Origin of the sequence: Sulfitobacter indolifex, from assembly GCF_022788655.1 — a bacterium.
Taxonomy (GTDB): domain Bacteria; phylum Pseudomonadota; class Alphaproteobacteria; order Rhodobacterales; family Rhodobacteraceae; genus Sulfitobacter; species Sulfitobacter indolifex.
Genome location: NZ_CP084951.1, coordinates 3,150,329 through 3,175,655, shown reverse-complemented (window position 1 = coordinate 3,175,655; position 25,327 = coordinate 3,150,329). Strand labels below are relative to the sequence as shown.

At 63.0% G+C, this 25,327-nt stretch carries 22 protein-coding genes; 10 read left to right on the top strand and 12 right to left on the bottom strand.

Annotation, left to right across the window (positions count from 1 at the left end; genetic code table 11):
- The 4 genes from DSM14862_RS15570 to DSM14862_RS15555 all read right to left on the bottom strand — a co-directional run bounded on the left by DSM14862_RS15570 (window position 1) and on the right by DSM14862_RS15555 (window position 3,840).
- Window positions 1–915: an esterase-like activity of phytase family protein gene (locus tag DSM14862_RS15570; protein ID WP_040700312.1), complete on the bottom strand. Its 915-nt coding sequence runs from the start codon at window positions 913–915 to the stop codon at window positions 1–3.
- Window positions 888–1,832 (bottom strand): penicillin-insensitive murein endopeptidase, encoded by a 945-nt coding sequence (mepA, locus tag DSM14862_RS15565; RefSeq protein WP_007118236.1) that lies wholly within the window; start codon window positions 1,830–1,832, stop codon window positions 888–890. The genes DSM14862_RS15570 and mepA overlap by 28 nt, the downstream gene beginning before the upstream one ends.
- Entirely contained in the window at window positions 1,829–3,202 is a 1,374-nt protein-coding gene (locus tag DSM14862_RS15560; RefSeq protein WP_007118235.1) for an MFS transporter, read from the bottom strand. Before DSM14862_RS15560 ends, mepA begins: the two co-directional genes overlap by 4 nt.
- A 68-nt stretch (window positions 3,203–3,270) precedes the next feature.
- Window positions 3,271–3,840, bottom strand: a complete 570-nt coding sequence (locus DSM14862_RS15555) for an acyl-CoA thioesterase (RefSeq protein WP_007118234.1) — start codon at window positions 3,838–3,840, stop codon at window positions 3,271–3,273.
- Between the two features lie 132 nt (window positions 3,841–3,972).
- On the opposite strand from DSM14862_RS15555, the gene DSM14862_RS15550 reads away from it, so the two are divergent.
- The 5 genes from DSM14862_RS15550 (at window position 3,973) to DSM14862_RS15530 (ending at window position 8,824) form a co-directional block, all read left to right on the top strand.
- Complete coding sequence (locus tag DSM14862_RS15550) at window positions 3,973–4,260, top strand: YggT family protein (RefSeq protein WP_007118233.1); 288 nt, start codon at window positions 3,973–3,975, stop codon at window positions 4,258–4,260.
- Between the two features lie 99 nt (window positions 4,261–4,359).
- Window positions 4,360–6,405, top strand: coding sequence for a DNA helicase RecQ (gene recQ / locus DSM14862_RS15545; protein ID WP_007118232.1), 2,046 nt, complete (start codon window positions 4,360–4,362; stop codon window positions 6,403–6,405).
- A gap of 29 nt (window positions 6,406–6,434) precedes the next feature.
- On the top strand, window positions 6,435–7,214 hold the full coding sequence (gene yaaA, locus DSM14862_RS15540) for a peroxide stress protein YaaA (RefSeq protein WP_007118231.1): 780 nt from the start codon (window positions 6,435–6,437) through the stop codon (window positions 7,212–7,214).
- Window positions 7,215–7,307: 93 nt separating this feature from the next.
- A complete protein-coding gene (locus DSM14862_RS15535) occupies window positions 7,308–7,958 on the top strand; it encodes a DUF1007 family protein (protein WP_007118230.1) in 651 nt (216 codons plus the stop codon).
- The gene (locus tag DSM14862_RS15530) at window positions 7,943–8,824 is read left to right on the top strand and encodes a nickel/cobalt transporter (RefSeq protein WP_007118229.1); all 882 of its coding nucleotides are present in this window, start codon (window positions 7,943–7,945) and stop codon (window positions 8,822–8,824) included. Before DSM14862_RS15535 ends, DSM14862_RS15530 begins: the two co-directional genes overlap by 16 nt.
- On the opposite strand, the gene DSM14862_RS15525 is transcribed toward DSM14862_RS15530, so the two are convergent.
- From DSM14862_RS15525 to DSM14862_RS15510, 4 genes are read right to left on the bottom strand one after another with little or no spacing between them, the layout of a single operon-like run.
- Window positions 8,821–10,863 (bottom strand): hypothetical protein, encoded by a 2,043-nt coding sequence (locus DSM14862_RS15525; RefSeq protein WP_007118228.1) that lies wholly within the window; start codon window positions 10,861–10,863, stop codon window positions 8,821–8,823. The two genes, DSM14862_RS15530 and DSM14862_RS15525, sit on opposite strands and share 4 nt — an antisense overlap.
- Window positions 10,860–13,628: a DUF4159 domain-containing protein gene (locus DSM14862_RS15520; RefSeq protein WP_007118227.1), complete on the bottom strand. Its 2,769-nt coding sequence runs from the start codon at window positions 13,626–13,628 to the stop codon at window positions 10,860–10,862. Before DSM14862_RS15520 ends, DSM14862_RS15525 begins: the two co-directional genes overlap by 4 nt.
- A complete protein-coding gene (locus DSM14862_RS15515) occupies window positions 13,625–14,512 on the bottom strand; it encodes a DUF58 domain-containing protein (RefSeq protein WP_007118226.1) in 888 nt (295 codons plus the stop codon). The genes DSM14862_RS15520 and DSM14862_RS15515 overlap by 4 nt, the downstream gene beginning before the upstream one ends.
- Window positions 14,509–15,516 carry an AAA family ATPase gene (locus tag DSM14862_RS15510; protein ID WP_007118225.1) on the bottom strand — a complete coding sequence of 336 codons (1,008 nt, stop codon included), beginning with the start codon at window positions 15,514–15,516 and terminating at the stop codon, window positions 14,509–14,511. Before DSM14862_RS15510 ends, DSM14862_RS15515 begins: the two co-directional genes overlap by 4 nt.
- Window positions 15,517–15,586: 70 nt before the next feature.
- On the opposite strand from DSM14862_RS15510, the gene DSM14862_RS15505 reads away from it, so the two are divergent.
- Both DSM14862_RS15505 and DSM14862_RS15500 read left to right on the top strand, forming a co-directional pair.
- Entirely contained in the window at window positions 15,587–16,162 is a 576-nt protein-coding gene (locus DSM14862_RS15505; RefSeq protein WP_007118224.1) for a DUF1285 domain-containing protein, read from the top strand.
- 19 nt (window positions 16,163–16,181) lie between these two features.
- Window positions 16,182–16,946 carry a hydroxypyruvate isomerase family protein gene (locus DSM14862_RS15500; RefSeq protein WP_007118223.1) on the top strand — a complete coding sequence of 255 codons (765 nt, stop codon included), beginning with the start codon at window positions 16,182–16,184 and terminating at the stop codon, window positions 16,944–16,946.
- Here DSM14862_RS15500 and DSM14862_RS15495 read toward each other — a convergent pair.
- From DSM14862_RS15495 to DSM14862_RS15480, 4 genes are all read right to left on the bottom strand, one after another.
- Complete coding sequence (locus DSM14862_RS15495; RefSeq protein WP_007118222.1) at window positions 16,935–17,552, bottom strand: glutathione S-transferase; 618 nt, start codon at window positions 17,550–17,552, stop codon at window positions 16,935–16,937. The two genes, DSM14862_RS15500 and DSM14862_RS15495, sit on opposite strands and share 12 nt — an antisense overlap.
- Window positions 17,553–17,768: 216 nt before the next feature.
- A complete protein-coding gene (locus DSM14862_RS15490; protein WP_007118221.1) occupies window positions 17,769–17,975 on the bottom strand; it encodes a YdeI/OmpD-associated family protein in 207 nt (68 codons plus the stop codon).
- Entirely contained in the window at window positions 17,975–20,773 is a 2,799-nt protein-coding gene (gene polA / locus DSM14862_RS15485) for a DNA polymerase I (protein WP_007118220.1), read from the bottom strand. Before polA ends, DSM14862_RS15490 begins: the two co-directional genes overlap by 1 nt.
- A 123-nt stretch (window positions 20,774–20,896) precedes the next feature.
- Entirely contained in the window at window positions 20,897–21,076 is a 180-nt protein-coding gene (locus tag DSM14862_RS15480) for a zinc-finger domain-containing protein (RefSeq protein ID WP_007118219.1), read from the bottom strand.
- Between the two features lie 166 nt (window positions 21,077–21,242).
- Here DSM14862_RS15480 and gpmI point away from each other — a divergent pair, with 166 nt between their 5' ends.
- The 3 genes from gpmI to DSM14862_RS15465 are packed head-to-tail and all read left to right on the top strand — an operon-like array spanning window position 21,243 to window position 25,234.
- A complete protein-coding gene (gene gpmI, locus DSM14862_RS15475; protein WP_007118218.1) occupies window positions 21,243–22,760 on the top strand; it encodes a 2,3-bisphosphoglycerate-independent phosphoglycerate mutase in 1,518 nt (505 codons plus the stop codon).
- Entirely contained in the window at window positions 22,757–23,893 is a 1,137-nt protein-coding gene (locus DSM14862_RS15470) for a murein hydrolase activator EnvC family protein (RefSeq protein WP_007118217.1), read from the top strand. Before gpmI ends, DSM14862_RS15470 begins: the two co-directional genes overlap by 4 nt.
- A 3-nt stretch (window positions 23,894–23,896) precedes the next feature.
- A complete protein-coding gene (locus tag DSM14862_RS15465; RefSeq protein ID WP_007118216.1) occupies window positions 23,897–25,234 on the top strand; it encodes a S41 family peptidase in 1,338 nt (445 codons plus the stop codon).
- Window positions 25,235–25,327: the final 93 nt, after the last annotated feature.

Below are 25,327 nucleotides of genomic sequence, written 5' to 3'. Positions count from 1 at the left end.
TTAGTCCTCAGAACCCGGTTTGGCAAGGATCAGCTCAACGACCTCATTGCGCTGCATGATGAAGAAATTGTCGTCTGACAGCAGAGTAAGCCGGGTTTGGCCTGCCGCGTCTTGCCAAGTGCTGAGCGCTTCGAGGTTGTCATATTTGCTGGGCCCAGAGGTGAGCAACGTCACTTCTGCGAGGTTCGGCGCAGTCAGGTCGAAACTGCGGATGCGGCTGCGAAACCCCAGCGGGGTCACCGTGCGCTCCAATAGATAGAGCGTGCCATCATCGGCAAAGTCCGCATCGACAGGCAGGAACGGCCCACGGCGCGGAATTTCTCCGACAATCGTCCATGCTTTGCCGTCAAAGGCATAAAGCGGGAAGGGGCGGTCTTCGACACCTGAGCTTTCCGGCATGGTAAAGAGACGCCCATCAGGGTGGGCGGCCAATGTCTCCATCCCCGCGTTCGGCTCGAACCCTGCGAAATCTTTGTGTTTGGGTAGGGGGTTGGTGACGCCGCTTTTAGGGTCAAGCCGGGCGACGTGGTGGCTGTGCTCGAAGGAGACGTAAAGCTGCCCAGTGTCATCCCGCGCCAGCGCTTCCGCATCCCGCGCCTTGCCACGCAGAGCTTTGCCCTCGGCCCCTTTAAGCGGCGCGTTGTCCTCAAGCTCAAGAGCCACCAGACGGCCCGCCTCGCGGACCATGCGGGCCTGCACGACGCGCCCGCGATCCGACACTGCTGTTAGGGGTGTGCCATCGGCGTTGACCTCAACACCCGAAAACCCACCGAACCATGGGGCCGGGTGGTGCCATGTCAGTACGCTGTCCACCTGCACCACCGGCGTTGTCTGCGCGGCGGGGGCCACGCAGGCAATCAGCAAGAAGAACGGAAGGCAGGCGCGGATCAGTTTGCGTTCAATACGGCGTTGCATTGAGCAGGCAGATCCGCAAGCAGCAGTTCGCGCTTGGGCTTGGGTTTCGACTTGGGCGCGTTCGGATCAGCCTTTGGCGGGTTCAGGATATTCGCCTGCCACTGACGTGCATCGGCGCAGCCATCACCGGGTGGGGGTGGGGCCTGATCCACGCAACCGCGCGCGCCTTTGGGGCAGGCGATGCGGACGTGGAAATGGTAGTGGTGCCCATACCAAGGACGGATCTTGCGCAGATAGCTACGGTCGCCCTTCTCGTCGTTGCACATCTGCACCTTCGCCCCGGGGAAGACGAAAATACGCGCGGTGCGGGGATCTTCGGCTGCAGCCTTGACGACCTCATGATGTGCCGGGGTCCACGACGAATTCACATAGGCCCCACTGGCGCGCCGCATGGAGATCGACGAGATATTCTCGCGCTGCGCCCGGCTAAGGTTCAGCGACTTTGGCGGCAGCATCCAGATGTCGGCGTCCAAGCCAATCTGGTGACTGGCGTGGCCGGTGAGCATCGGACCTCCGCGCGATTGGCTCATGTCACCGACATAGATGCCTGCCCAGCCCGGCTGCTGCGCCGCCTTTCGGCTAAGCTTTTTGACCATATCAACCATTTCGGGATGCGCCCAGTTGCGGTTGCGCGACAGGCGCATGGCTTGCCAAGTCGGCCCCGTCTCAGGCAGTTGCTCGGCCCCGGCAAGGCAGCCTTTGGAATAGCTGCCATAGGCTGCAGGCGTCTGCGCAGAGGCGAAACTCTTGGCCCCGAAAAGGCGTTTGGCCTCGACGCTGCTCAGCGCGCCACCGGAAGAGCCGATGGTCGGAAGGGCGACTTTCTCACCGCTAATGTCAGTCTCAGTTCGGTCGCCCCCGCAGGAGGCGAGCGCAAAGGCCAGCGCCACGGAGGTGAGGGTGCGAAGCAGCGTCATGTGGCGAAATCTCCCTTGGGTTTGACCCACGCTAGCAGGATCAATCCGATGATGAAAAGCCCCACAACTGGGGTGATGCCCAGCCGTTGGCTGCCGGTGAGGTCACTTGTGATCCCAATCAGCGCCGGAGCGAGAAACGAGGTCGCCTTACCCGAGAGCGCATAGAGGCCGAAAGCCTCGGTCATGCGCTCGGGGTTTCCCTGTCGTGTCAGCATGTTACGCGAAGATGCCTGCAGCGCACCGCCCGCTGCACCGATGGACGCGCCCGCGACGTAGAACAGGATATCGGGCAGGGCAGACCCCTCAGGCAAAGAAACGCCCGTGACAGAATTCGGCCCCAGCGAGATGATCAGGCAGGCGGTCGCGATGAGGATAATGCAGCAGGCCACGATCACCGGCATCGGGCCAATGCGCCGGTCGATCCGTCCGCCCAGTACACAGAACACCGCGCCCGAGATCGCAGCGAGAATGCCAAAGATGCCGATCTCTTGGATCGACCAATCCAGCACGCCAAGCGCATAGACTCCGCCGAAGGTATACATCCCGTTCAGCGCATCCCGGTAGAACATCGACGAGCCGAGATACGCCAGAAGCGAAGGATGCTTTGGCAAGCCGCGCAGGGTACGCGCCAGATCCGACAGACCCGCGCCGACACGGTAGCGCACGGCACCGGGTTTCGGCGTGTCGCGTATGAAAAGGAAGAAGGGGATCATAAAGACAGCATACCAGATCGCCGCCAGCGGACCGACGATGCGGGTGTCAGCTTTGGTTGATGGGTCCAGCCCGAACAGCGGCGTAAGCCCGGCCATGGTGCGCCCATTCGCGCCGCTTTGAAACAGGGCAATCATCGCGATCAACGCCAGCACACCGCCCGCATAGCCAAAGGCCCAGCCGTCACCCGAAATGCGGCCCCGCTCATCTGCGTCGGGGTGAAGCTCGGGCAGATAGGCGTTGGTAAAGATCGTCGCAAACTCCATCCCGATCAGGCCAATGCCGAAGAAAAACAGCGCCCAAAGCATCGAGAAATCCGCCGGGGCGGTCCACCACAGCGCGGCTGCGCCGACCACATACATGACCGAGAAAATCCAAATCCACGGCATCCGCCGCCCTGAGGAGTCCGCTACCGCGCCAAGGATCGGGGCCAAGATCGCAATTGCGATGCCCGCAAGCGCCAGACCATACCCCCAATAAGCCTGCGCCTGCGCTTTGGCGGCGCTCAGACCCATCCCGCCTTCGACCAGCGCATTGGTCGCGGTTTGCGCGAAGTAAGGACCAAAGATAAATGTGAGCAGCAGCGTGTTATAGGGCTGGCTGGCCCAGTCGAAAAAATACCATCCCCAGATGCGCTTGCGCCGCGTGATCTCTGCCATAATGCGCCCCTTCGCGGCCTGCCTCGGTTCAAGTTAGAGCAGGGCGCGGGGGAAGGCGCAAGCTTGGCCTAGACAGCGGGGTTTTGAGCGGCGGTGACTACGTCCTGCATGGGGGGCCAGATGCGATGACTGTCGGCGCGGATCCATTCGGCCACCCACCCCGGAATTGGGCGCGAGGGCTGCTGACGGCCCATCGCACCCAGCACCTTTTCGGGGGGGATCAGCCCCTTTTTATCCGTGACGGCAGAGCGATAGAGCACATGGCTCGCGCATTCGCCGTTTTTCTTCCACATGGACTGCTCCAGATAGATGAACTTGTCGTCCCAACACAGCGTTCGGCTGCGCATCTCGAACTTCTCAAACATGCGGATGCGGCGGCGAAACCGCGTGCTGGAGCCTGCAATTGTGATGGCCCATTTGTTTTGCCGCAGCAGCGTGATCAACCCGGCCCGTTGCGCCATGGCGGTGCGGCCCAGATCATAAAGAGACAGCGCCCGCCCGTTGTTCAACTCCATCCAGATGTCCAGATCATGTGGCCAACAGATGTGGTGGCTGACATGGGTGTCGGTCAGATTTTCCAGCGGCGCTTGCTGCGCGGCGACGAACATCTCTTTGGCCATGCGGACGATCGGGAACATAAGGCTTTCCTTTATAAGGTCGGCGCGGATCTGTGGCGGATGCCCTGCAGGGTCAAGCATATACGTCGCGGCACTCTTGCCCTTTCGGGGCAGGGCGCTTAACTGTCCTGCGTCACACCAAGGGGATATTCCATGACGTCACTGTTCCAAATCCTAATGCTGCTTTTGAACATCGTTTGGTTCATCGTCATCGCCCATGTCATCATGTCTTGGTTGATCAACTTCCAAGTTCTGAACCTGCGCCAGCCGCTGGTCGCGCAAATCTGGGACGGGCTGAACCGCATTCTTGAGCCGGTCTATAGCCGGGTGCGCAATGTCGTTCCGTCAATGGGTGGGCTTGATCTGGCGCCGCTGATCGTGCTGATCGCCGTGGCTGTTGCGCGGATCGTGCTGACCAACAACGCAGCGGCGTTCTACTAACGCCCGCTTGCGCGGTTATATCGCGCCTATCTGGCCTTGTTCACGATTTGTTAGTGTGGGAGTCTGCATGAAAAGAGCAGACAATCTTACAGGTTCCCCATGACAGGCGCTGCCACGCTTCTTCGTGACGTATTCGGTTTTGACGGGTTCCGCCCCGGCCAGCAAGAGATCGTTGAGGCGGTCACTGAGGGCGAGAACGTGCTCGCCATCATGCCAACGGGCGGCGGTAAATCCCTGTGTTTCCAACTGCCTGCGCTGATGCGCGAGGGGGTGACCGTGGTCATCAGCCCGCTCATTGCGCTGATGCGCGATCAGGTGCGCAGCTTGCAAGAAGCGGGCGTCGCGGCGGGTGCGCTGACCTCTGGCAACACACCCGAAGAGACCGACGCGGTTTGGGAAGCGCTGGAGGCAGGCACGCTCAAACTGCTCTACATGGCCCCCGAACGGCTCGCCGCGGGCTCGGCCATGGGCATGTTGCGGCGTGTGGGCGTTAATCTTATTGCCGTGGACGAGGCGCATTGCGTCAGCCAATGGGGCCATGATTTCCGCCCCGACTACCTGCGCATCGGTGAATTGCGCCGCACGCTGAACGTGCCGCTTGCCGCCTTCACCGCCACTGCAGACGCTGAAACGCAAGTGGAGATTGTCGAGAAACTGTTCGACGGCACCCCGCCACGCGCCTTCTTGCGCGGGTTTGACCGGCCCAACATCCACCTCGCCTTTGCCGCTAAAAACAAGCCGCGCGATCAGATCCTGAACTTCGCCGCCGCGCGCAAGGGCCAGTCGGGCATCGTCTATTGCGGCACGCGGGCAAAGACCGAAGGGCTGGCCAAAGCGCTGCGCGATCAGGGGCAAACCGCGCTGCACTATCACGGCGGAATGGAAGCCGAAGATCGCCGCATCGCCGAGCGGCGGTTTCAGCAAGAAGACGGGTTGATCGTCTGCGCCACGGTGGCCTTTGGCATGGGGATTGATAAACCGGATATCCGCTGGGTGGCTCACGCGGATTTGCCCAAGTCGATTGAGGCCTACTATCAAGAGATTGGCCGTGCCGGACGTGATGGTGCCCCGGCGGAAACGCTGACGCTTTATGGCCCGGACGACATTCGCCTGCGCCGCAGTCAGATCGACGAGGGGCTTGCCCCGCCCGAACGCCGCGCCGCAGATCACGGGCGATTGAACGCGCTTTTGGGGCTGGCCGAAGCGCTGGAATGCCGCCGCAAAACCTTGCTGGGCTATTTCGACGAGACTGAAATCACCTGTGGCCGCTGCGACCTCTGCGACAGCCCGGCGGATGTGTTCGACGGCACCACAGCGGTGCGCAAGGCGCTGTCGGCGATGCTGCGCACCGATGAATGGTTTGGCGCGGGGCATTTGATTGACATCCTGCTTGGCAATGAAACCGATAAGGTGCGCCTGCGCGGGCATCAATCTTTGCCGACCTATGGCGTGGGTGGCGAATACAGCCGCAATGAATGGCAGGCGGTGTTTCGGCAAATGATGGGCCATGACCTCGTGCGCCCCGATGCCGAACGCCATGGCGCACTGCGCATGACCGATGCGGCCCTGCCGATCCTGCGCGGCGAAGCAGCAATCAACCTGCGCCGCGACACGATCAAGGCGGCGGGGGCCATTCGGCGGCCAGCGGTTAAGGCGATGGTCAGCGATGAGGATGCACCGCTGCTCTCGGCGCTCAAGGCCAAACGCCGTGCGTTGGCCGAAGCGGCGCGCGTGCCTGCCTATATCATCTTCACCGATCGCACCCTGATTGAGATGGCCGAGGCGCGACCGCAAAACCTTGATGCGATGGCGCGCATCGGCGGGGTCGGCGCGAAAAAGCTTGAGACCTACGGCGCGGCCTTTCTTGAGGTGATCAACGGCGAGGCACAGCCCATGCATAAGGCCCGGCGCAAGCTGGCGGGGCGCGAGGCGGGCAATGTCTATGACCAGTTGTTGCAGGTGCAGGCCGATCTGGCGCGCGGCGAGCAGGGCACCGAAAAACCGCTGAGTTGTTCTGCGGCGATGCTGGCAAAGGTGGCGCAACTGCGCAGCGCTGACAGTTCTGCCATTGAGCGGCTCTTGGGCGACAAACGCGCCGAACGCTTCGGCCCCGCCTTTCTGGACGTTCTGCGCGACGCGGGCTAGATCACCCGAAACGCCCCAAGGAGACTGCCATGCTCGTCGTTATTTCCCCTGCCAAACGTCTTGATTGGGCGGAGCGCGATGTCGCTGTCACCCAGCCTGATTTTCAGGAGGATGCGGTGCGGCTGGCGACAACGGCCCGCAATCTCACGTTGGGCGATCTCAAGAAATTGATGGGGCTAAGCGACGATCTGGCGCGGCTCAACCGCGACCGTTTTCAGGCGTTTGAAGCCGAGCCTTCCGCTGACACCACCCGCCCCGCTGCGTTTGCCTTTGCCGGGGATACCTATCAAGGGCTAGAGGCCGCGAGCCTAGATGCCGATGAGTTGACCTATGCCCAAGACCACCTGCGCATCCTGTCGGGTCTCTACGGTGTGCTGCGCCCGCTCGACGCGATCCAACCCTACCGGCTGGAGATGGGCAGCAAGCTGAAAACCCGGCGCGGTGGTAACCTCTATGACTACTGGCGTGACGGCTTGTCTAAGGCGCTGAACGCTCAGGCGGAGGCGACGGGCAGTGAGGTCCTGATTAACTGCGCGAGCCAAGAATACTTCGGCGCGGTTGACCTGAAGGCGTTGAAACTGCAAGTCATCACGCCGCAGTTCATGGAAGACAAAGGCGATGGCAAGGGGCCGAAGATTGTCAGCTTTTTTGCCAAGAAAGCACGCGGTGCCATGGCGCGGTATATCGTACAGCATCGGGTGAATGATCCGCAGGGGCTGCAGGATTTCGACAGTGGCGGCTATGCTTATCAGCCGGAGGCCTCAACCCCCGAGCGCCCAGTTTTCGTCCGTCCCTATCCGTCGAACTGAGCCGTGGGCGGGGGGTGCCAATGCGCGCGATCCCGCCTTGCGCCGCTTCCCGGACAATTGCCGCATTGGGCAAAGAGGGCTACACCTAGCGCCATGAAATACTCGCTCGCCACCGCCGTCATTCTTGCCTGCGCCACACCGCTTGGCGCGCATCCGCATATCTTTGTCGATACCGGCCTTGAGGTGATCGTCGACGCCGAGGGGCGCCTGACCCACCTGCGGATCACATGGGCCTACGACGAATTCTATTCGCTGCTGGTGACCGAGGATCGCGGCCTTGATCCCGATTACGACGGGGTGCTGACCGAGGCGGAAGTGGCCTCGCTCAACGGGTTCGACATGCAGTGGGTCGATGGATTCAACGGCGATACGGTCTTGCTGAACGGCACCGAAGAGATCGCACTGTCGGGCCCGCAGGAGGTGACGACGGCCTTCTCTGAAGGGCGGATCATCACCACCCATTTGCGCGCGGTCGAGGGCGATGCGCCTGACGCGAAGGGGCTGGTGACCAAACCCTATGATCCGACCTATTACACTGCCTATGAGGTCGCGAGCAAAGTCGGCATCGAAGGCAATGACAACTGCCGTGCGCGGGTCAAAATGCCAGATATGAGCGCCGATCTCCGCGCCTTGCAGGCTGATCTGAGCGCCTTGGATGCGAATACCGATCCGGGCGATGTGGGCCTGCCGGAGATTGGCGAAGCCTTGGCCAATGAGGTGGTGATCACATGCGACGCATCATAGCGTTGGCCGCCTTGGCGACCTTGCTGGCAATGGCGGCATTGTGGTGGACGGGCGGTTTTAACGCGCTGGCCCATTGGGCGGCGGGGCAACAACGCGGGTTTCAAAACAGCATCGCCAGCGGGCTGCGTGCCACGCGGGGCGGCGATGTGGCTGCGTTCTGGACGGTGCTGCTGGCGTCATTCGCTTATGGTGTGGTGCATGCGGCGGGGCCGGGCCACGGTAAGATCGTGATCGGCGGCTATGGGCTGGCGCGCGAGGTGCCGATGCTGCGGCTGTCGCTGATCGCTCTGGCGGCTTCTTTGGGGCAAGCAGTGACGGCTGCGGCCGTGGTCTATGCGGGAATCATGCTGTTGGGCCTTGGACGTGAGGCGCTGGTTGGGGTGACCGAAGACATTATGGCCCCGGCGAGCTATGGCGCGATTGCCTTGATTGGGCTTTGGTTGATCTGGCGGGGGCTACGCCATGCGCGGCAGGAAACGGCCCCCAGCGGAGAAGCGATCTGCAATCATTGCGGTCATGCACATGGACCCAGCGTTGCGCAGGTGCAGCAGGCGGGAAATCTGCGCGATGCGCTGCTTTTGATCGGCGGGATCGCCATGCGTCCCTGCACCGGGGCGCTGTTTGTGTTGGTCATTACTTGGCACATGGGAATTGGTGGCGTCGGTGTGTTGGGGGCTTTTGCTATGGCTTTCGGCACCGGGTTGGTCACCATCGCCACCGGGCTGGCGGCGACGGGTTTGCGGGCGGGTTTGTTGGGCGGTCTCGCCGGCTCACCCCGGCTTGCGCAGGCCGCTGCGGTTGCCGAACTCACGGCGGGACTGGTTGTTGTCACACTGGCCAGTGGCCTGTTGATGCGCGCGCTTTAACGACGCCCTTCGCGCAGCCAAGCGGCGGTGATGAACAGTGCTGAGAGCAGCAGCACCAGCCAGCCTGGCAGGAGTGGCGTTTGGCGCACATCACGCGTCTCATAGGCGCCCCGCGGGGTCAGCCCAAGCCAGCCGCGCCCGGCAGCGGGGCGGCCAAGGCGCACATCGCGCAGACGCGGCAGCCCCTCTTCAACCCGCGCCACACCGCCACGCAGCGCGTCGATGACCGGGCGCAAGGCTTCGTCACTGGCAATCGTCTCAACAAATTCGCGCGGAGCGGCGGGGCCAAGGCCGATGACGGTCACCTCATCGCCATTCTCCAGCCGGTAGAGACCGATCTCTTCGCCAGTATGCTCCGCCTCAAACCGGCCCGGCCCAGCCGGGGCGAGGGGCAGTTCGGTGGTGCTGCCATCGGGTGCGGTGATCGTGACCGGGGGCACCGTTTCATCCAAAGTGCGGCGGGTGATGCGCATGGTACGCCCCTGCGCGGTGGCGGTCAGCGCCTCTTCCTCAAGCTCGGGTTCTTTCATCATCCAATGGGCCAGACGGCGCAGCAGTTCTAACTGCGGACCGCCGCCCTCATAGCCCCGATTCCAAAGCCATGCATGATCCGACGCCAGAAGCGCCACGCGGCCTTCGTCGACGCGGTCCAATACCAGCAAGGGGCGGTCGTCTGCGCCGCTCATGACCACGTCGCCGCGCTCTGCTGTCACATCGATCTGGCGCAGCCAGCGGCCCCAGTCGCCCTTGCCGGGCAGGTCGGCGGTGACGGGGTGCCGCTGACCGATGTCGGTCACGACGGGGGGAAAGGCCTCCTCCAGCACCCGCGCGGTGGGGGTGGCGGGCAGGACCGTGCCAAGCGGCGAGCGGTAGAGACTGTCGGCACTGGCGTAGTCAGGCCCGGCAGCGACCAACACGGCCCCACCTTTGCGCACATATTGCGCCACGTTATCGAGGTAGAGCGCAGGCAAGATGCCGCGCCGCTGGTAGCGGTCAAAGATGATAAGATCGAAGTCGTCGATCTTATCCATGAACAGCTCGCGGGTTGGGAAAGCGATCAGCGAAAGCTCATTGACCGGCACGCCGTCCTGTTTGTCAGGCGGGCGCAAAATCGTGAAATGCACCAGATCGACCGAGCTGTCAGACTTCAGCAGGTTGCGCCATGTGCGCCCGCCGGGATGCGGCTCACCCGAGACGAGCAGCACGCTGAGACGGTCACGCACCCCGTTCATCTGGATCAGCGCGGCGTTGTTGCGATCGGTCAGCTCACCGTCGGCTTCGGGCAGGGAGAAACGGATCACGTTGCGCCCGCCGTGGGGCAGGGTCACTGGCAGGTCGATGTCTTGGCCTACGGGGACGTTAAAGCTTTGCGGTTCCTCGCCATCGACGGAGATATCAAGCTGGGTCAGCCCGCCGCTCTCGGGCGCAGCGCCTAGATCATCAATGCGCAGGGTCAGGGTCACAGGTTCGCCGATAATGGCAAAGGCGGGCGCATTGCGGACGGTCAGGCGGCGGTCCCAATCCTCGGCAAGACCCGTCTGCAACAAGTGCAGCGGCGCGGGCAGATCAAGCGGCAGGTCCGCATCATGCACGCGGCCATCGCTGACGGCCAGAATGCCTGCAATGCGCGAACGCGGCTCCTCGGCCAGTGTGTCGGCTAGTGTGGTCATCAGCCGTGTGCCTGCGTCCTCGGCCCCGTCGGGCACGGTGATGCGGCGCAGTTCGGTATTGGGGCGCGCAGTGATGCGGGCGGCCATGGCGTTGGCGGCGGTACCGGTTTGCGCGGCGCGGTCGCTGAGCCGTTGGCTCGCGCTTTCATCTTCAAGCAGCAACACGATGTCGCTCAGCGGGGCGCGGTCTTCGGTCTGGTAGGAAGGGCCAGCCAATGCGGCGAACACGACCACGGCTGCCAGCCCCCGCAGCGCCCAGCCTGATAGCCCGCGCGAGACGGCCAGCAGAACGCCAGATGCGGCAAACACCCCAAGCCCAACCAGCAGCGCCAGCGGGATCAGCGGGTCAAAGATTACCGTTCCGGTCATTGGCCCAACCTATCCAGCAGCGCAGGCACATGGACCTGATCGGATTTATAATTGCCCGTCAGCACATGCATCACGAGGTTCACGCCAAAGCGGTAGGCCAACTCGCGCTGCCGCTCACCGGCATAGCCGCGCCCAATGGGCAAAAGCGGTGCGCCATCGCGGCGCACGGCCCAAGCGGCGGCCCAATCGTTGCCGCCGATCACCACCGGGGTTACTCCGTCATTGAGGTTGCGAAACGGCATGCCCTCGATCCGTTCAGCATCGGGCGGGGCGGCCTCAACCCAGACATCGCGGCTGCTGTAGCGGCCGGGATAGTCTTGCAGCAGATAGAAGGTGCGGGTCAGGACATGGTCACCGGGCAGCGGCTCCAACGGCGGAATGTCGAGCGGGGCGGCCAGTTCTTGCAGCTTGCGCCCGTTCGGGCTGGCGGCGCCGTAGCTCGCGATATCGGCATCGCGGGTATCAAACAGGATCAGCCCGCCCGAGCGGAGGTAGTCGTTGAGCTTGCCATAAGCCTCGGTCGAAGGTTGCGGCTGCTCGGGGGTGACGGGCCAATAGAGGATCGGGAAGAACGCCAACTCGTCTTGTTCCAGATCAACGCCGGTGGGCAAGGCGGGCTCTACCGTGGTGCGGAAATAAAGCGTGTCTGAGAGGCCGGTCAGCCCGGCGCGGGCGATCTCGTCAACATCCGAGTTTCCAGTCAGCACATGGGCCAGCGTGACTTCGGAGGCCGAGCGTATGGCAAAGCTTTCGGGGTCAGTCCCCTGCGCCTCGCCGAGTTGGGGGGCCATGCCGAGACCCAATACCAGCGCCAAGGTGCTGCTGGATCGGCGCAGCAGCAGCCCCGAGAGGGCGAGGGAGGCCAGAACATCCGTGACCAGCAGCAAAATCGCGAGGCTAAGGAGCGCCCCGGCCAGTGGCTGTTCCGGCGTCAGTGCAAGACCACGCAGCGGCACATCGGCAGGCCATGTGGCGGGGGTGAGAGTGGTCTCTTGCGTTAGTACATTGCGCGCCAGTCGCCGATCTTCGGCGCCGTAGATGCCGGGGGGCAGGGCCGGGCCAGCGGGGGCCGTGATCAGGTCTGGCCCTGCGACACCGGGCAGGTTCCCGGCCTCCGATAGGGTTCCAAAGCCGTCCATCACCCGCAGCGGGGTCCATGTGGTGCCGTCAAGGCTGCCGGCCTCGGGCGTGCTGGCGCCTGACGACACGGCCAACCGCTCCATCATTTGCACAAAAAGGCCCGAGAGCGGCAGGGTCGACCATTCCGCCGTGGCGGTAACGTGGAAGAGCACGACCTGCCCTTGACCCACGGCTTTGCGTGTGACCAGTGGTGTGCCGTCGCTAAGTGACGCAATCACCCGGTCGGCCAGCGTCGGGTCGGGTTGGGCCACGACCTGCGCGGAAACGGTCACGTCATCTGGCACTGGCAGGCCGAAAAAGGGCGAGCCGTTGCGGAAAGGGGCCAGCGCTTTGGGCTCGCCCCAAGACATTGCCCCGCCCACGCTGCGCCCCCCGGCGCGCAGGCGCACGGGCATCAGCGGGTCTTCGTCGATGCGGCTCACGTCACTGGCGGCGATGCGCGGCCCGGCGAAACGGATCAGCATGCCGCCCGCGTCGATCCATTCTTGCAGCGGCTCTGCCTCGGCGGGGCCAAGCGTGGCGACATCGGCCAGCACGATCACATCGGGATTAGCGGGCAGCACGTCGGTCAGGGGGCCGTCGATCAAATCTGCATTCGGGGCCAACGCCTGTTCGATATAGTGCAGGGGCGAGAGCAGTTGCAGCCCCTCTTGCGCCCCGCGCCCGCCGATCAGCGCAACCTCACGGCGGCGCAGCCCATCATCGACCAAGGTGCGCGCCCCGGCAGAGCGTTGGCCCGCGATGTCGAAGGAGGTCAATCGCGCGCGCAGTTCGGCGGGCAGCGACAGGGACGTGGTGGCTTCGGTCGCCCCCGCCTCGAAGGTGGCATTGGCAGTGGCAAGCACGCGGGCATTGCCTGCGGGGTCGCGGCCATGGGCCTGCACCACGGCCTCGCGTTCCGGGCCGGGGGCGGCGCGGCGCAGGGTGAGGTCGATCGCGCCATCTTGGTAGACGGCGGGGGCGATGCCGATGACATTGCTCGCCGATTGATGCACCTCAACCGCGCCATTGGTTTGCAGCGCGGCGAGCAGGTCATCGCGGCCCGGATAGTACAGACCATCGCTGAACCACATCGTGTCAAAGGCGGGCAGCTCTGCCATGATTTCGGTCGCGCGGGTGATGTTTGTAGGGGCGGGCTGCCACGGCGCGGGCGTGAGCCCGGCAAGACGGCTGCGCCATGCGTCGGCGGATTGGAAGGTCGGCACTTGCGGGTCGGTCAGGGTTAGGATGCCCACCGTCCGCTCGGCCCGCCCGGCGCGGGTCAGTTGCGCGTCTACAGCGGCCAATTGGCGGTCCCAACCGCTGGCCCCGGCCCATGAGCCATCAAGCACCATCAAGAGCGGACCACTGCCCTGTTCCGCCTCGGCCTGAGGGTTCAGCACTGGCCCGGCGAGGCCAACAATGATCGCGGCCACGGCGAGCATCCGCAGCAAAAGCAGCCACCACGGGGTGCGGTCGGAGGTGCTTTCGTCATCCGCCAGCCCCAAGAGCAGTGCTACGCCGGGAAAGCGGCGGCGGATCGGCGCGGGAGGCACAGCGCGCAGGATCAGCCAGAGGATCGGCAGCGCCAGCAGGGCCAGCAGCAGCCAAGGCGCGGTGAAACCGATGCCGCCGAAAACGCTCATGCAGCACTCCCCTGCCGCGCGTCCAGCGCGCCATAAAGCCACAGCAGCGCCGATTGCGCCGAGGCATCTGTGTGGTGCAATCCATAGCGCCATCCAGTGCGGGCGCAGAGTTGCTGCAACGCGTCTTTGCGCGCCGCCAGCCGGTCGAGATAACGGTCGCGCAGGTCGTTCGCCTTGAGCGTCTCGTGGCGCAGGGAGCCGCCGACACTTTCGAAAATGGTACGACCCGCGAAGGGGAAGGCCTCCTCTGCCGGGTCGAGCAGGTGATACAAAACACCCCGCACCCCGCGATCTGCGGCTTTGGTCAGTGCGGTGCGGACGGGTTCGAGATCGCCCATGAAATCCGAGATGAAGATCGCCCGCGCATGGGGGATCATGCCGCGGTGTTCGGGCGGGGCATACTCGCGGCTATCCTCGCGGCAAAGCAGTTCGGCCAGACGCAAGATTTGCGGATCGCCGCGCCGTGGCGGTAGGGCGGTGCCCGTAAATCCCACACGCTCGCCGCCGCGCAGCAGCAGAATCGACAGAGCCAGCCCCAGCAACCGCGCGCGATCAGCCTTATCGGGCAGCCCTTTGTCGGAGGAAAAGCGCATCGACGCCCCCTGATCGACCCAAAGCATCACCGATTGAGCGATTTGCCACTCCCGCTCGCGCACGAACTCCTGATCGCCCCGCGCCGAGCGTCGGTGATCGATCATGCGGCGGCTGTCGCCCATCTGCGCGGGACGGTATTGCCAGAAATCATCCCCAGACCCCGCGCGGCGACGGCCATGAGCACCGGGCAGCACGGCGCCTGCCAAATGCTCGGCCCGCGCCAGAAGCGCGGGAAGCCGGGCCGCCTCGCCCTCGGCGTCGGCCCTGAGGGATAGGGGGGAATGGGTCACGCGGCGGCCTTTTTCCCGATCAGCCGGGCGGCAGTGTCGTCGATCAGTGCTTGCAGGCTGTCGCCCCGCGCACGGGCCGCAAAGTTCAGCGCCATACGGTGGCTTAGCACCGGGCGAGCCAAGGCCAACACATCCTCAGCCGAGGGGGCAAGCCGCCCGTCAAGCAGGGCGCGGGCACGCACTGTCATCATCAGCGCCTGCGCGGCGCGTGGCCCCGGCCCCCAAGCGACACTGTCGCGCACCGCAGGGGTGGCCTCCGGTTCATCGGGGCGGAAGGCGCGGACGAGATCAAGGATCAGTTCCACCACACTGTCGCCCACCGGCATCCGGCGCAGCAGGTTCTGCGCGGCCAGCAGATCGTCGGTCGAGAAAACAGGCTGCACCGCGCCTTCTTCCACACCCGTTGTGGTAATCAGAATGTCCCGCTCCGTCGCGCGGTCTGGGTAGGCCACGTCGATCTGTACGAGGAAACGGTCGAGTTGTGCCTCGGGCAGCGGGTAGGTGCCTTCTTGCTCGATCGGGTTTTGGGTGGCCAAGACGTGGAAGGGTTGGCCGAGGGCGCGGTCTTGACCCGCGACGGTGACGGTTTTCTCCTGCATCGCCTGCAAAAGGGCAGACTGCGTGCGCGGGCTGGCGCGGTTGATCTCATCGGCCATCAGCAACTGGCAAAAAATCGGCCCCTCGATAAAGCGAAAGGCGCGGCTGCCATCGGGGGCGGTGTCGAGCACTTCGGAACCCAGAATATCAGCGGGCATTAGATCGGGCGTGAATTGCACGCGATTGCCATGAAGGCCCATGACGGTGCCCAAAGTCTCAACCAGTCGGGTCTTGCCCAAGCCCGGCAGGCCGATCAGCAGCCCGTGGCCACCGCAGAGGAGCGCCGTGAGCGCAAGGTCGACAACCTGCTCTTGGCCGACGAACCGCCCGGTGATCGACTGCTTGGCCTTGCCTAGCTTTTCGCTCAGCGCTTCGATTTGCGCGATCAGATCATCCGCTTCGGCCATGACATTTCTTTCCCCGGAGTTATATCTTTCAGGTGTAAGTGTATCGCGACCAAAGGGAATGGCAAAACCAATGAGCGGACAAAATACCGTGACACCCACCGCAGACGGCTTGATCGAAGCTGCCAAGGCCGCAAAAACGCGCGGAACCCCGCCGCTAGAGAAGTGGAACCCGGAATTCTGCGGCGATCTGGACATGCAGATCAAGCGCGACGGGACGTGGTTTTACCAAGGCACGCCGATCGGGCGGATTGAATTGGTCAAATTGTTTGCATCGATTCTCTGGCGTGAGGGGGATGACTATTTCCTCAAGTCCCCGGTCGAGAAGGTGGGCATCACGGTGGAGGATGCGCCGTTTGTTGCCGTTGATTTCGAGGTCGAAGGCGAAGGCAAGGCGCAGCAGTTGCGGTTTCTCACCAATTTGGGCGATGTGGCCGAAGCGGGGCCGGAGCATCCGATCCGGGTGGTACGCGATGAGGAGACGGGAGAGCCGTCGCCCTATGTGCTGGTGCGCCGGAACCTTGAGGCCCTGATTGACCGCAAGAGCTTTTACCGCTTGGTCGATCTAGGTGTGCACCGCGATGGCTGGTTTGGTGTCTGGTCCGGCGGAGAATTCTTTGGCATCATCCCGTCGGAAGACCTGCCGTAAGAACGCCGAAAGCCCCCGAATGCCGATAACCCCTGCCGCCAATCTGTCGTTGCTCTGGTCGGAGTTGCCTTATCTTGACCGGTTCGACGCCGCGGCTCAGGCAGGGTTTGGTGCGGTTGAGGTGTTGTTTCCCTATGATGTACCCGCGAAGGAGACGCAGCGGGCGTTGCTGCGCAATGGTCTGGAGCTTGTGCTGATCAACGCGCCACCGCCAAATTATACGGGCGGCGCGCCGGGTTATGCTGCCATTCCGGGCGGGGAGGCGCGTTTTGCTCATGATATGCGCCGCGTCTGGCGTTATGTGGAAGCCCTGCGACCCAAGATGGTCCATGTCATGGCCGGAGAAGCAGAGGGGCCAGCGGCAGCCGCTACCTTTGTGGAAAACCTCAAGCATGCGGCAGCAGAGGCACCGCAGGGCGTGACCCTGATGATCGAGCCGCTTTGTCCGCAGGCCAAGCCGGGGTATTTCCTGAATGATTACGCACAGGCCGCTGATCTGTTGGCAGCGGCAGATGCACCGAATGTGGCGCTGCAATTCGATAGTTTTCACGCACAGATGATCCATGGCGATGCGGTGGCGGTGTTTAAGAAGTACCGCCAGTCGATCCGCCATGTGCAGCTGGGGGATACGCCTGACCGCGGTGCGCCGGGCACAGGGGCGGTGGATTTTGACGCGCTGTTTTCGGCACTTCGCGCGGGCTATGACGGTTTTGTTAGTGGCGAATACCACCCCGGCGGGGCCACGGAAGACACGCTGGGTTGGGTTGCGGCGCTAGGGGAATGAGGTTGGCGCATCGGCGGTCTGCCACTGCGGGTATTTCGTCATAATGCTTTCAAACTCGGGCGACGCGAGAAAGCGGTCGAGCCAATTGCGCAACGCGGGCCAGTCCTGTGCGTCGAACCACGCTCGGTCGATAAAAGCGAATTGCCGCACGAAGGGCAGGATCGCGTAGTCGGCCAGCGTCGGGCGGTCGAAAATCCAATGGTCTAGTTGCGCGTCGAGGTCTTGGAGAAAGGCGCTGGCCTTGATGCGCTGGGCCTCGGGGTCTTCAACGGGGTAGCGCGTGGCGTATTTCGTGCGGTCGAGCGCGTCTTTGAACGGACCATCGGCGCGGGCGATCCAATCATGCCCCTCGGGTGGCATGTCGAGCCAACTTTCGGGGTCGTTTGCGGCCAACGCCCATTTCATGATGTCGAGGCTTTCGTCGATGGGGCCGGTTTCGGTGACAAGGCAAGGCACGGTGGCGGTTGGCGATGCTTTGAGGAAGGCTTGCGGCTTGTCGCGCAGAACCACTTCGCGCAGATGGACTGGCGTGCCGGAGGTGGCAATCGCAAGGCGGGCGCGCATGGCGTAGGGGCAGCGGCGGAAGGAATAGAGGATTGGGGTCATGGGGTATGAATATTGAAGATACGGCGGTAGTGGAAGGGCCAGCGCCTGCCCGTGGGGTGGCGATTACGGCGGTGCTTCGTGCCACTTTATGGCGCGGCTTTAGCGCTCGTCTAAAAGTGTAGCACCCAGCTTCACCAAATCGCCAGCCCGCCCGGACGGGCAGGCGATGGCCCGGCGCCTGCGGCTTGATTCCGGGCGGGGGTGGTCAGATTGAACCTATTGAAACGGCGTCGGCGGCATCCCCTTGCCAGCGAACCGTGCCACATCATCGACCCGTTTCGACCGCGCGGTCGTGGTCCGCGCGCTGTCGATCCAAGCCAGCGCATCTTCGCGCAACTCGGCGCTGTAGCCGTCCCACCCTGCCTGCGCGCCGGTTTCTTCCAGCGCTTGGGCGAGGTCTTCGGGGAGTTCTGCTTGGTCCATCAATGTGCCTCCGCCCAGTTTGCGCCAACGCCAGCATCTACGGTCAGCTTTACGTCCAGCTTCACCACCGGATCATTGGCATTTTCCATCACCTCCCGCGCGGCTGCGATCAGCGCGTCTTCGGCCCCTTTTTCCACCTCGAACAGCAGTTCATCGTGCACCTGCAACAGCATCTTTGCAGGCAGATCAGCAATGGCCTCAGGCATGCGGATCATGGCGCGGCGGATCACATCGGCAGCGGTGCCTTGGATCGGCGCGTTGATCGCGGCGCGGGCGGCGAAACCGGCCTGCGGCCCCTTGGCGCCGATGTTGGGGGTGTTGATCTTGCGGCCAAAGAGCGTCTGCACAAAGCCATGCTCTTTGGCGAAGGCCTTGGTGTCGTCCATATAGGTGCGGATGCCGGGGAAACGCTCGAAATAACGGTCGATGAAGCCCTGCGCCTCGGCCCGTGGTATGCGCAGGTTGCGTGCCAGACCAAAGCCGGAAATCCCGTAGATCACGCCAAAGTTGATCGCCTTGGCATTGCGGCGGATTTCCGGGGTCATTTGGTCCATCGGCACGTCGAACATCTCGGAGGCGGTCATCGCGTGGATGTCATCGCCACGCTCGAAGGCCTCTTTGAGTGCATCAATCTGAGCGATATGCGCGAGGATGCGCAGCTCAATCTGGCTGTAGTCCAGCGCCACCAACACCTTGCCCTCGGGGGCGACGAAAGCCTCACGAATACGGCGGCCTTCTTCGGAACGGATCGGGATGTTTTGCAGGTTCGGGTCGGTCGAGGCCAAACGGCCCGTGGCCGCCCCGGCGATGGAATAGCAGGTGTGCACCCGGCCCGTGTTGGCGTTCACATGGTCCTGCAAGGCATCGGTGTAGGTCGATTTCAACTTGGACAGTTGCCGCCAATCCAGCACACGGCGGGCGAGGTCATGTTCGGTTGCCAGATCCTCCAGCACATCGGCACCGGTGGAATATTTACCGGTCTTGCCCTTCTTGCCGCCATCAAGCCCCATCTTACCGAAGAGGATTTCACCCAGCTGCGCGGGCGAGCCTACGTTGAACGTCTCTCCGGCCAGTTCGTGAATATCAGCCTCAAGCCCCGCCATCTTTTGGGCAAAGGCGTTGGACATGCGGCTAAGTGTATCACGGTCAACCAATATCCCGGCGCGTTCCATCTGCGCCAGCACTGGCACCAACGGGCGCTCAAGCGTCTCATAGACTTTGGTGACTTCGGCGCGGTGCAACTGCGGCTTGAACAACTTCCACAGGCGCAGGGTCACATCGGCGTCTTCGGCGGCATAGGGCACCGCGTCTTCCATTGGCACCTTGTCGAAGGTCACGGCAGATTTGCCACTGCCCAACAGCGGTTTGATCGGCAAGGGCGTGTGGCCGAGGTAACGCTCGGAAAGCGTGTCCATCCCATGCCCGTGCAGACCTGCGTGCATCGCGTAGGACATCAGCATCGTGTCGTCGATGGGGGCCACGGTAATGCCAAGCTGGGCAAAGATTTTGCCGTCGTATTTCATGTTTTGCCCAATTTTTAGGATCGCGGGATCCTCCAGCATCGGGGTCAGCAGTTGCAGCGCCTCTTCAAAGGGCATCTGGCCGGGGGCCAGGTCATCGGAGCCAAAGAGGTCATCGCTGCGGCTGGCTTTGTGGGTCAGCGGGATGTAGCAGGCCTGCCCCGGCTCCACGGAGAGCGACACGCCGACCAGTTCGGCGGTCAACTCATCAAGGCCCGTGGTTTCGGTATCCACCGCGACATAGCCAACCTCGTAAATCCGGTCGAGCCAGACGCGCAGGGCCTCGGCATCGCTGACTTGCTCGTATTTGCTATGGTCAAAAGGCACATCGGCGATCTGTGGGGCGTCTGCCACGGCAGGCGCTGGCGCTTCGGGGATCGCGGGCGCTTCGCGGCCCAGCACCTCAGCCACGCGTTTCGACAGGGTGCGGAATTCCATTTCCGACAGGAAACCCAGCAGTTGCTCTGGGTCCGGGTCGCGAACCTCAAGATCGTCGATAGTGAAATCAATCGGGGTGTTTTCATCCAGCAAAACGAGGCTGCGGCTCAGACGGATTTGCTCGGCATGGTCAATCAGGGTCTGGCGGCGTTTGGGCTGCTTAATCTCGCCCGCGCGTTCCAGCAGTGCGTCCAAGTCGCCGTATTCGTTGATCAGCAGTGCCGCCGTCTTGATGCCGATGCCGGGCGCGCCAGGCACGTTATCAACCGAATCGCCCGCAAGCGCCTGCACATCGACGACACGCTCAGGATAGACGCCGAATTTCTCAAACACACCATCGCGGTCGATGGTCTTGTTCTTCATCGCGTCCAGCATCTCGACCCCGTCGCCGACAAGCTGCATCAGGTCTTTGTCAGAGCTGATGATGGTGCAGCGGCCCCCGGCAGCGCGGGCCTGAACGGCGAGGGTGGCGATGATGTCATCGGCCTCGTATCCCTCCAGCTCCTTGCAGGCAATGTTGAAGGCAGCGGTGGCGGTGCGGGTCAGCGGAATCTGCGGCCGCAGGTCTTCGGGCATGGCCTCGCGGTTGGCTTTGTACTGGTCGTACATGTCGTTGCGGAAGGTGTGGCTGCCTTTATCGAAAATCACGGCGACATGGGTCGGCGCATCAGGGCCGGTGTTGCCCTCTACATATCGGTGCAGCATGTTGCAAAAGCCCGCCACAGCCCCGATGGGGATGCCGTCAGATTTGCGCGTCAGCGGCGGCAGGGCGTGATAGGCGCGAAAGATGAAGGCCGAGCCGTCGATCAGATGCAGGTGGTGGCCTTTGCCGAATGTCATATGAATGCTCCGCTGGATTGGCGACCCTTTTGCCACGTAGCATGGCCCGCGACCAGACGCCAATGCGCCGCGCGGGCAGGTTCGTGCCGTCGGTTCAGGTGTTCAGGTATAGGTCGGGAAGGCTCAGACTTTGCCTTCGAAATCCGTGTGCACGAATTTGCAATCGCAATAGCCGCATTCGACCCAGCCGCGGTCTTGGGGGATTTGCAGCCAGACGCGCGGATGACCAAGCGCGCCTTCGCTGCCGTCACAGGCCACACGCCAGGTGTTTACGATGCGGGTTTCGGGCGCTGGAAGGGTCATGTGCGGGTCCTTGGATCAGGCGAAAGTTGCCACTCGTTATGACCAAAGCGGGCGCGCGGGGCAAGGGCTCTGCGCGGGAATGGGGGGCTTGTGCACAAAGTGGTTCAAGTGCCAGCCTACAAGGGGTAAAAGGCGCTAACCAGTGACAACCGGAGCAAGCAGTCTGATGAGCGCCCCCAAACCTGTCGTATTGTGCATTCTTGACGGCTGGGGTCTCAGCGAGGTGCCGGAGGGCAACGCGCCCTTGCTTGCGAAGACGCCGAATTTTGATCGGATCATGCAGGCGGGGCCAAGCGCCCAGCTGATCACCCATGGCCCTGACGTTGGCCTGCCGCGCGGGCAGATGGGCAATTCCGAGGTCGGTCATACCAATATCGGCGCGGGCCGGGTGGTTGCGATGGACCTGGGCCAGATTGATCTGGCCATTGAGGAAGGCAGCTTTGCTGAGAATGCGCGGCTGCGCGCGTTTATCGCGAAGCTGCAAGAGACGGGTGGCACCGCGCATCTGATGGGCGTCGTCTCGGACGGTGGGGTGCATGGGCATCTGAGCCATATGATCGCCGCGGCGCGTGCCTTGGATGCGGCAGGGGTGCCTGTGGTAATCCATGCGGTGACCGATGGGCGCGATGTGGCGCCCTCGTCGGCGCTTGGCTATTTTGCAGCGTTGGAAGAGGTGCTGCCAGAGGGTGTGCGCATCGTCACTGTCACAGGGCGCTATTTTGCCTTAGACCGCGACAACCGATGGGATCGGGTGGGCAAGGCTTCAGCCGCGATCCTGCGCGGGGAGGGCGGTTCAGCGCCCAACGCCCGTGCGGCGGTGCAATCGGCCTACGACCGAGGCGAAACGGACGAGTTTATCGCCGCAACGGTTATCGATGGTTACAAAGGTGCAGTCTCGGGCGACGGGCTTTTCTGCCTCAACTTCCGCGCTGACCGTGCGCGGGAGATTATGGCCGCCCTCGGCGCGCCGGGGTTTGACGCCTATGACACTGGCCCGCGCCCCGAATGGGCGGCGTTGATGGGCATGGCGGAATATTCCAAGGATCACGCCGCCTATATGACCACGATGTATCCCAAGCCCGATATCGTAAACACATTGGGCGATTGGGTGGCGCAGCATGGGCTACGGCAGTTCCGGCTGGCTGAGACCGAAAAGTATCCACATGTGACCTTCTTCCTAAATGGCGGGGTGGAAATCCCGGCGAAGGGCGAGGACCGCAACATGCCAAAATCGCCTGATGTCGCGACCTATGACTTGCAGCCTGAGATGTCCTCGGTCGAGGTGACCGACCAATTCGTGCAGGCGATCGAGGCGGGCTATGACCTGATCGTGGTGAACTATGCCAACCCCGATATGGTCGGCCATACCGGCGATCTGAATGCTGCCATCGCGGCCTGCGAGTCGGTGGACGCGGGGCTGGGCCGGGTGCTGACAGCGCTGGAGAAAGCAGGCGGCGCAATGATTGTCACCGCGGACCACGGCAATTGCGAGATGATGATCGACCCTGAAACCGGCGGCGCGCATACGGCGCATACGCTTAACCCCGTGCCAGTGGTGGTGGTGGGTGCGCCCGAAGGGGCCGCCTTGCGTGACGGGCGGCTGGCCGATCTTGCGCCAACGATATTGCATCTGATGGGCCTGCCGCAGCCCAATGAAATGACCGGGAAAAGCCTGCTGACATGAAGCATTTCGCCGCGGCTGTTTTATTCGCCTGTTTGCCCCTGATGGCCCACGCTCAGGCAGAAGAGGCCGCCGCTGAGGCGCGCGCCGCCTCGGCAGCGCTTGAGACGGCGTCGGCCAAGCTTGATCAAGCCGATGGCGCACGCGACCGGGTGCAGGCGTTGACCGAGACCATTCAAGCCTTCGAAGCCGGGTTGGCGGCGATGCGCGCGGGGTTGCGGCAGGCGGCGATCAACGAGGCGCAACTCAGCCGCAAGCTGCAGGCACGCGAAGGCGAGGTGGCACAGTTTCTGGGCGTCTTGCAAAGCATCGGCGGTGATCCCTCGCCGGTGGTGCTGCTCCACCCCGACGGGCCCATGGGCACCGCCCGCGCCGGGATGCTGCTGGCCGAGCTGACGCCCGCGCTTAACGCCCGCGCCGATGCGCTCCGCCAAGACTACGAAGACATCAAAACCCTGCGGGCGCTGCAAACGGATGCGGCGCAGCGTTTGCAGCAAGGGTTGACGGAAGTGCAAGGCGCCCGGACCGCGCTTAATCAAGCCATGGCAAACCGCACCGATTTGCCCACACGCTTTACCGAGGACCCGGTGCGGACCGCGATTCTCATCGCTTCGACCGAAACGCTTGAGGGCTTTGCCAGCGGTCTGTCGCAAATTACCACCGGAACGGAGGAGCCCGCCCCTGTGAACCTTGAGGGGCAGGTGGGCGAATTGCCTTTGCCTGCACAGGGCTTGGTGCTGCGCAAGGCGGGAGAGACGGATTCGGCTGGGGTCACCCGGCCCGGTATGATCCTTGCCACCCGCCCCCGCGCCATTGTCACCAGCCCTGCCGCGGCGACGATCCGCTATGTTGGTCCGCTGCTGGATCTGGGCAATGTCGTGATCCTTGAGCCGCAGGTTGATACGCTTTTTGTGCTGGCCGGGTTGGATATCGTTTACGGACAAGCCGGGCAGGTGATTGCCGGTGGCACGCCCATCGGGTTGATGGGCGGCCCAGAAAGCGGCACAAGTTCTGCCATGTCACCAAATGGTGAAGGCACTAGCACTGACCGGACAGAAACGCTCTATATAGAAGTCAGGCAAGACAACACACCTCAGGATCCGGCAGACTGGTTCCGCACCGACAAGGATGGATAGCAGATGAAGAAATTCGTGATGGCAGCCGTTGCAGGCACGGTCGCGGGGGTGGTGGCAACCACACAGATCGCCGGACCCCTGTTGGCGCAAGAGGCCGAGAAGACCACAAATGTTTACGAGCAGCTTGATCTCTTTGGCGATATTTTCGAACGCATCCGCGCGCAATATGTCGAAGATGTCGAGCCCGGTGACCTGATCGAAGCCGCGATCAACGGCATGTTGACCTCGCTTGACCCGCATTCGTCCTACCTGTCGCCCAAAGACGCCGAGAAGATGCGCGAGCAGACGCGCGGCGAATTTGGCGGTCTGGGCATAGAGGTCACCCAAGAAGAGGGCTTCGTCAAAGTTGTCTCGCCCATCGACGAAACACCTGCCGCCGAAGCAGGGATTGAGGCCGGTGATTTCATTACCCACGTTGATGGCGAAAGCCTGCTGGGCCTTGGCCTTGATGACGCGGTTGAGATGATGCGCGGACCGGTTGGGTCTGAGATCATCATCACCGTAGTCCGCGAAGGCGAGCCTGAGCCCTTTGATGTGTCCATCGTGCGCGATACCATCCAGCTCACCGCCGTGCGCGCCCGCACCGTGGGTCAAACCGCCGTGCTGCGTCTGACCACCTTTAACGAGCAGACCTATCCCAAGATGAAAGAGGGGCTGGAGCAGCAGATCGAAGACGCCGGTGGGATCGATGGGATCAACGGCATCGTGATCGACATGCGCAACAACCCCGGTGGCTTGCTTAATCAGGCGATTGCCGTGTCGGACGCCTTCCTTGAGGAAGGGGAGATCGTCAGCACCCGTGGCCGCGACATCGAAGATGGCGACCGTGTGAACGCCACGCCGGGTGATCTGGCCATGGGCAAACCGATCGTGGTGCTGATCAACGGCGGCTCGGCCTCGGCTTCGGAAATCGTTGCCGGTGCGTTGCAAGACCACCGCCGCGCGATTGTCATCGGTACCAAAAGCTTTGGCAAAGGCTCGGTCCAGACGGTCATGCCGCTGCGCGGAGACGGGGCCATGCGCCTGACCACGGCGCGGTATTACACGCCCTCGGGCCGCTCAATCCAAGCGCTTGGCGTGTCGCCTGACATCGTCGTGGCCCAGCCCCCTGCGGCACCTGAGGCTGAGGAAGACGAGGCATTGTCGGCACGTCCCCTGCGCTCAGAAGCCGATCTGCGTGGGCGGTTGAACAATGACAGCTTGACCGACGACCAGATCAAACAGATCGAAGAAGACCGCGAAAAGGCCCGCATTGCAGCTGAACTGCGCGAAGAGGATTATCAACTGGCCTATGCCATCGATATCCTCAAGGGTCTGTCGGCTTTGGGTCCGAACAAGTAAATCTCTCAAGACAAAATGCGAAAGGCCCCGCTGGTGACAGCGGGCCCTTTTTGTTTGTTGATGTCCTTAATGTCGTGGAGCGCGGCCTGTAGG

Coding starts and splice junctions, on each gene's coding strand:
- DSM14862_RS15570 (WP_040700312.1), bottom strand. CDS start 915: ATGCAACGCCGTATTGAACGCAAACTGATCCGCGCCTGCCTTCCGTTC.
- mepA (WP_007118236.1), bottom strand. CDS start 1,832: ATGACGCTGCTTCGCACCCTCACCTCCGTGGCGCTGGCCTTTGCGCTC.
- DSM14862_RS15560 (WP_007118235.1), bottom strand. CDS start 3,202: ATGGCAGAGATCACGCGGCGCAAGCGCATCTGGGGATGGTATTTTTTC.
- DSM14862_RS15555 (WP_007118234.1), bottom strand. CDS start 3,840: ATGTTCCCGATCGTCCGCATGGCCAAAGAGATGTTCGTCGCCGCGCAG.
- DSM14862_RS15550 (WP_007118233.1), top strand. CDS start 3,973: ATGACGTCACTGTTCCAAATCCTAATGCTGCTTTTGAACATCGTTTGG.
- recQ (WP_007118232.1), top strand. CDS start 4,360: ATGACAGGCGCTGCCACGCTTCTTCGTGACGTATTCGGTTTTGACGGG.
- yaaA (WP_007118231.1), top strand. CDS start 6,435: ATGCTCGTCGTTATTTCCCCTGCCAAACGTCTTGATTGGGCGGAGCGC.
- DSM14862_RS15535 (WP_007118230.1), top strand. CDS start 7,308: ATGAAATACTCGCTCGCCACCGCCGTCATTCTTGCCTGCGCCACACCG.
- DSM14862_RS15530 (WP_007118229.1), top strand. CDS start 7,943: ATGCGACGCATCATAGCGTTGGCCGCCTTGGCGACCTTGCTGGCAATG.
- DSM14862_RS15525 (WP_007118228.1), bottom strand. CDS start 10,863: ATGACCGGAACGGTAATCTTTGACCCGCTGATCCCGCTGGCGCTGCTG.
- DSM14862_RS15520 (WP_007118227.1), bottom strand. CDS start 13,628: ATGAGCGTTTTCGGCGGCATCGGTTTCACCGCGCCTTGGCTGCTGCTG.
- DSM14862_RS15510 (WP_007118225.1), bottom strand. CDS start 15,516: ATGGCCGAAGCGGATGATCTGATCGCGCAAATCGAAGCGCTGAGCGAA.
- DSM14862_RS15505 (WP_007118224.1), top strand. CDS start 15,587: ATGAGCGGACAAAATACCGTGACACCCACCGCAGACGGCTTGATCGAA.
- DSM14862_RS15500 (WP_007118223.1), top strand. CDS start 16,182: ATGCCGATAACCCCTGCCGCCAATCTGTCGTTGCTCTGGTCGGAGTTG.
- DSM14862_RS15495 (WP_007118222.1), bottom strand. CDS start 17,552: ATGACCCCAATCCTCTATTCCTTCCGCCGCTGCCCCTACGCCATGCGC.
- DSM14862_RS15490 (WP_007118221.1), bottom strand. CDS start 17,975: ATGGACCAAGCAGAACTCCCCGAAGACCTCGCCCAAGCGCTGGAAGAA.
- polA (WP_007118220.1), bottom strand. CDS start 20,773: ATGACATTCGGCAAAGGCCACCACCTGCATCTGATCGACGGCTCGGCC.
- DSM14862_RS15480 (WP_007118219.1), bottom strand. CDS start 21,076: ATGACCCTTCCAGCGCCCGAAACCCGCATCGTAAACACCTGGCGTGTG.
- gpmI (WP_007118218.1), top strand. CDS start 21,243: ATGAGCGCCCCCAAACCTGTCGTATTGTGCATTCTTGACGGCTGGGGT.
- DSM14862_RS15470 (WP_007118217.1), top strand. CDS start 22,757: ATGAAGCATTTCGCCGCGGCTGTTTTATTCGCCTGTTTGCCCCTGATG.
- DSM14862_RS15465 (WP_007118216.1), top strand. CDS start 23,897: ATGAAGAAATTCGTGATGGCAGCCGTTGCAGGCACGGTCGCGGGGGTG.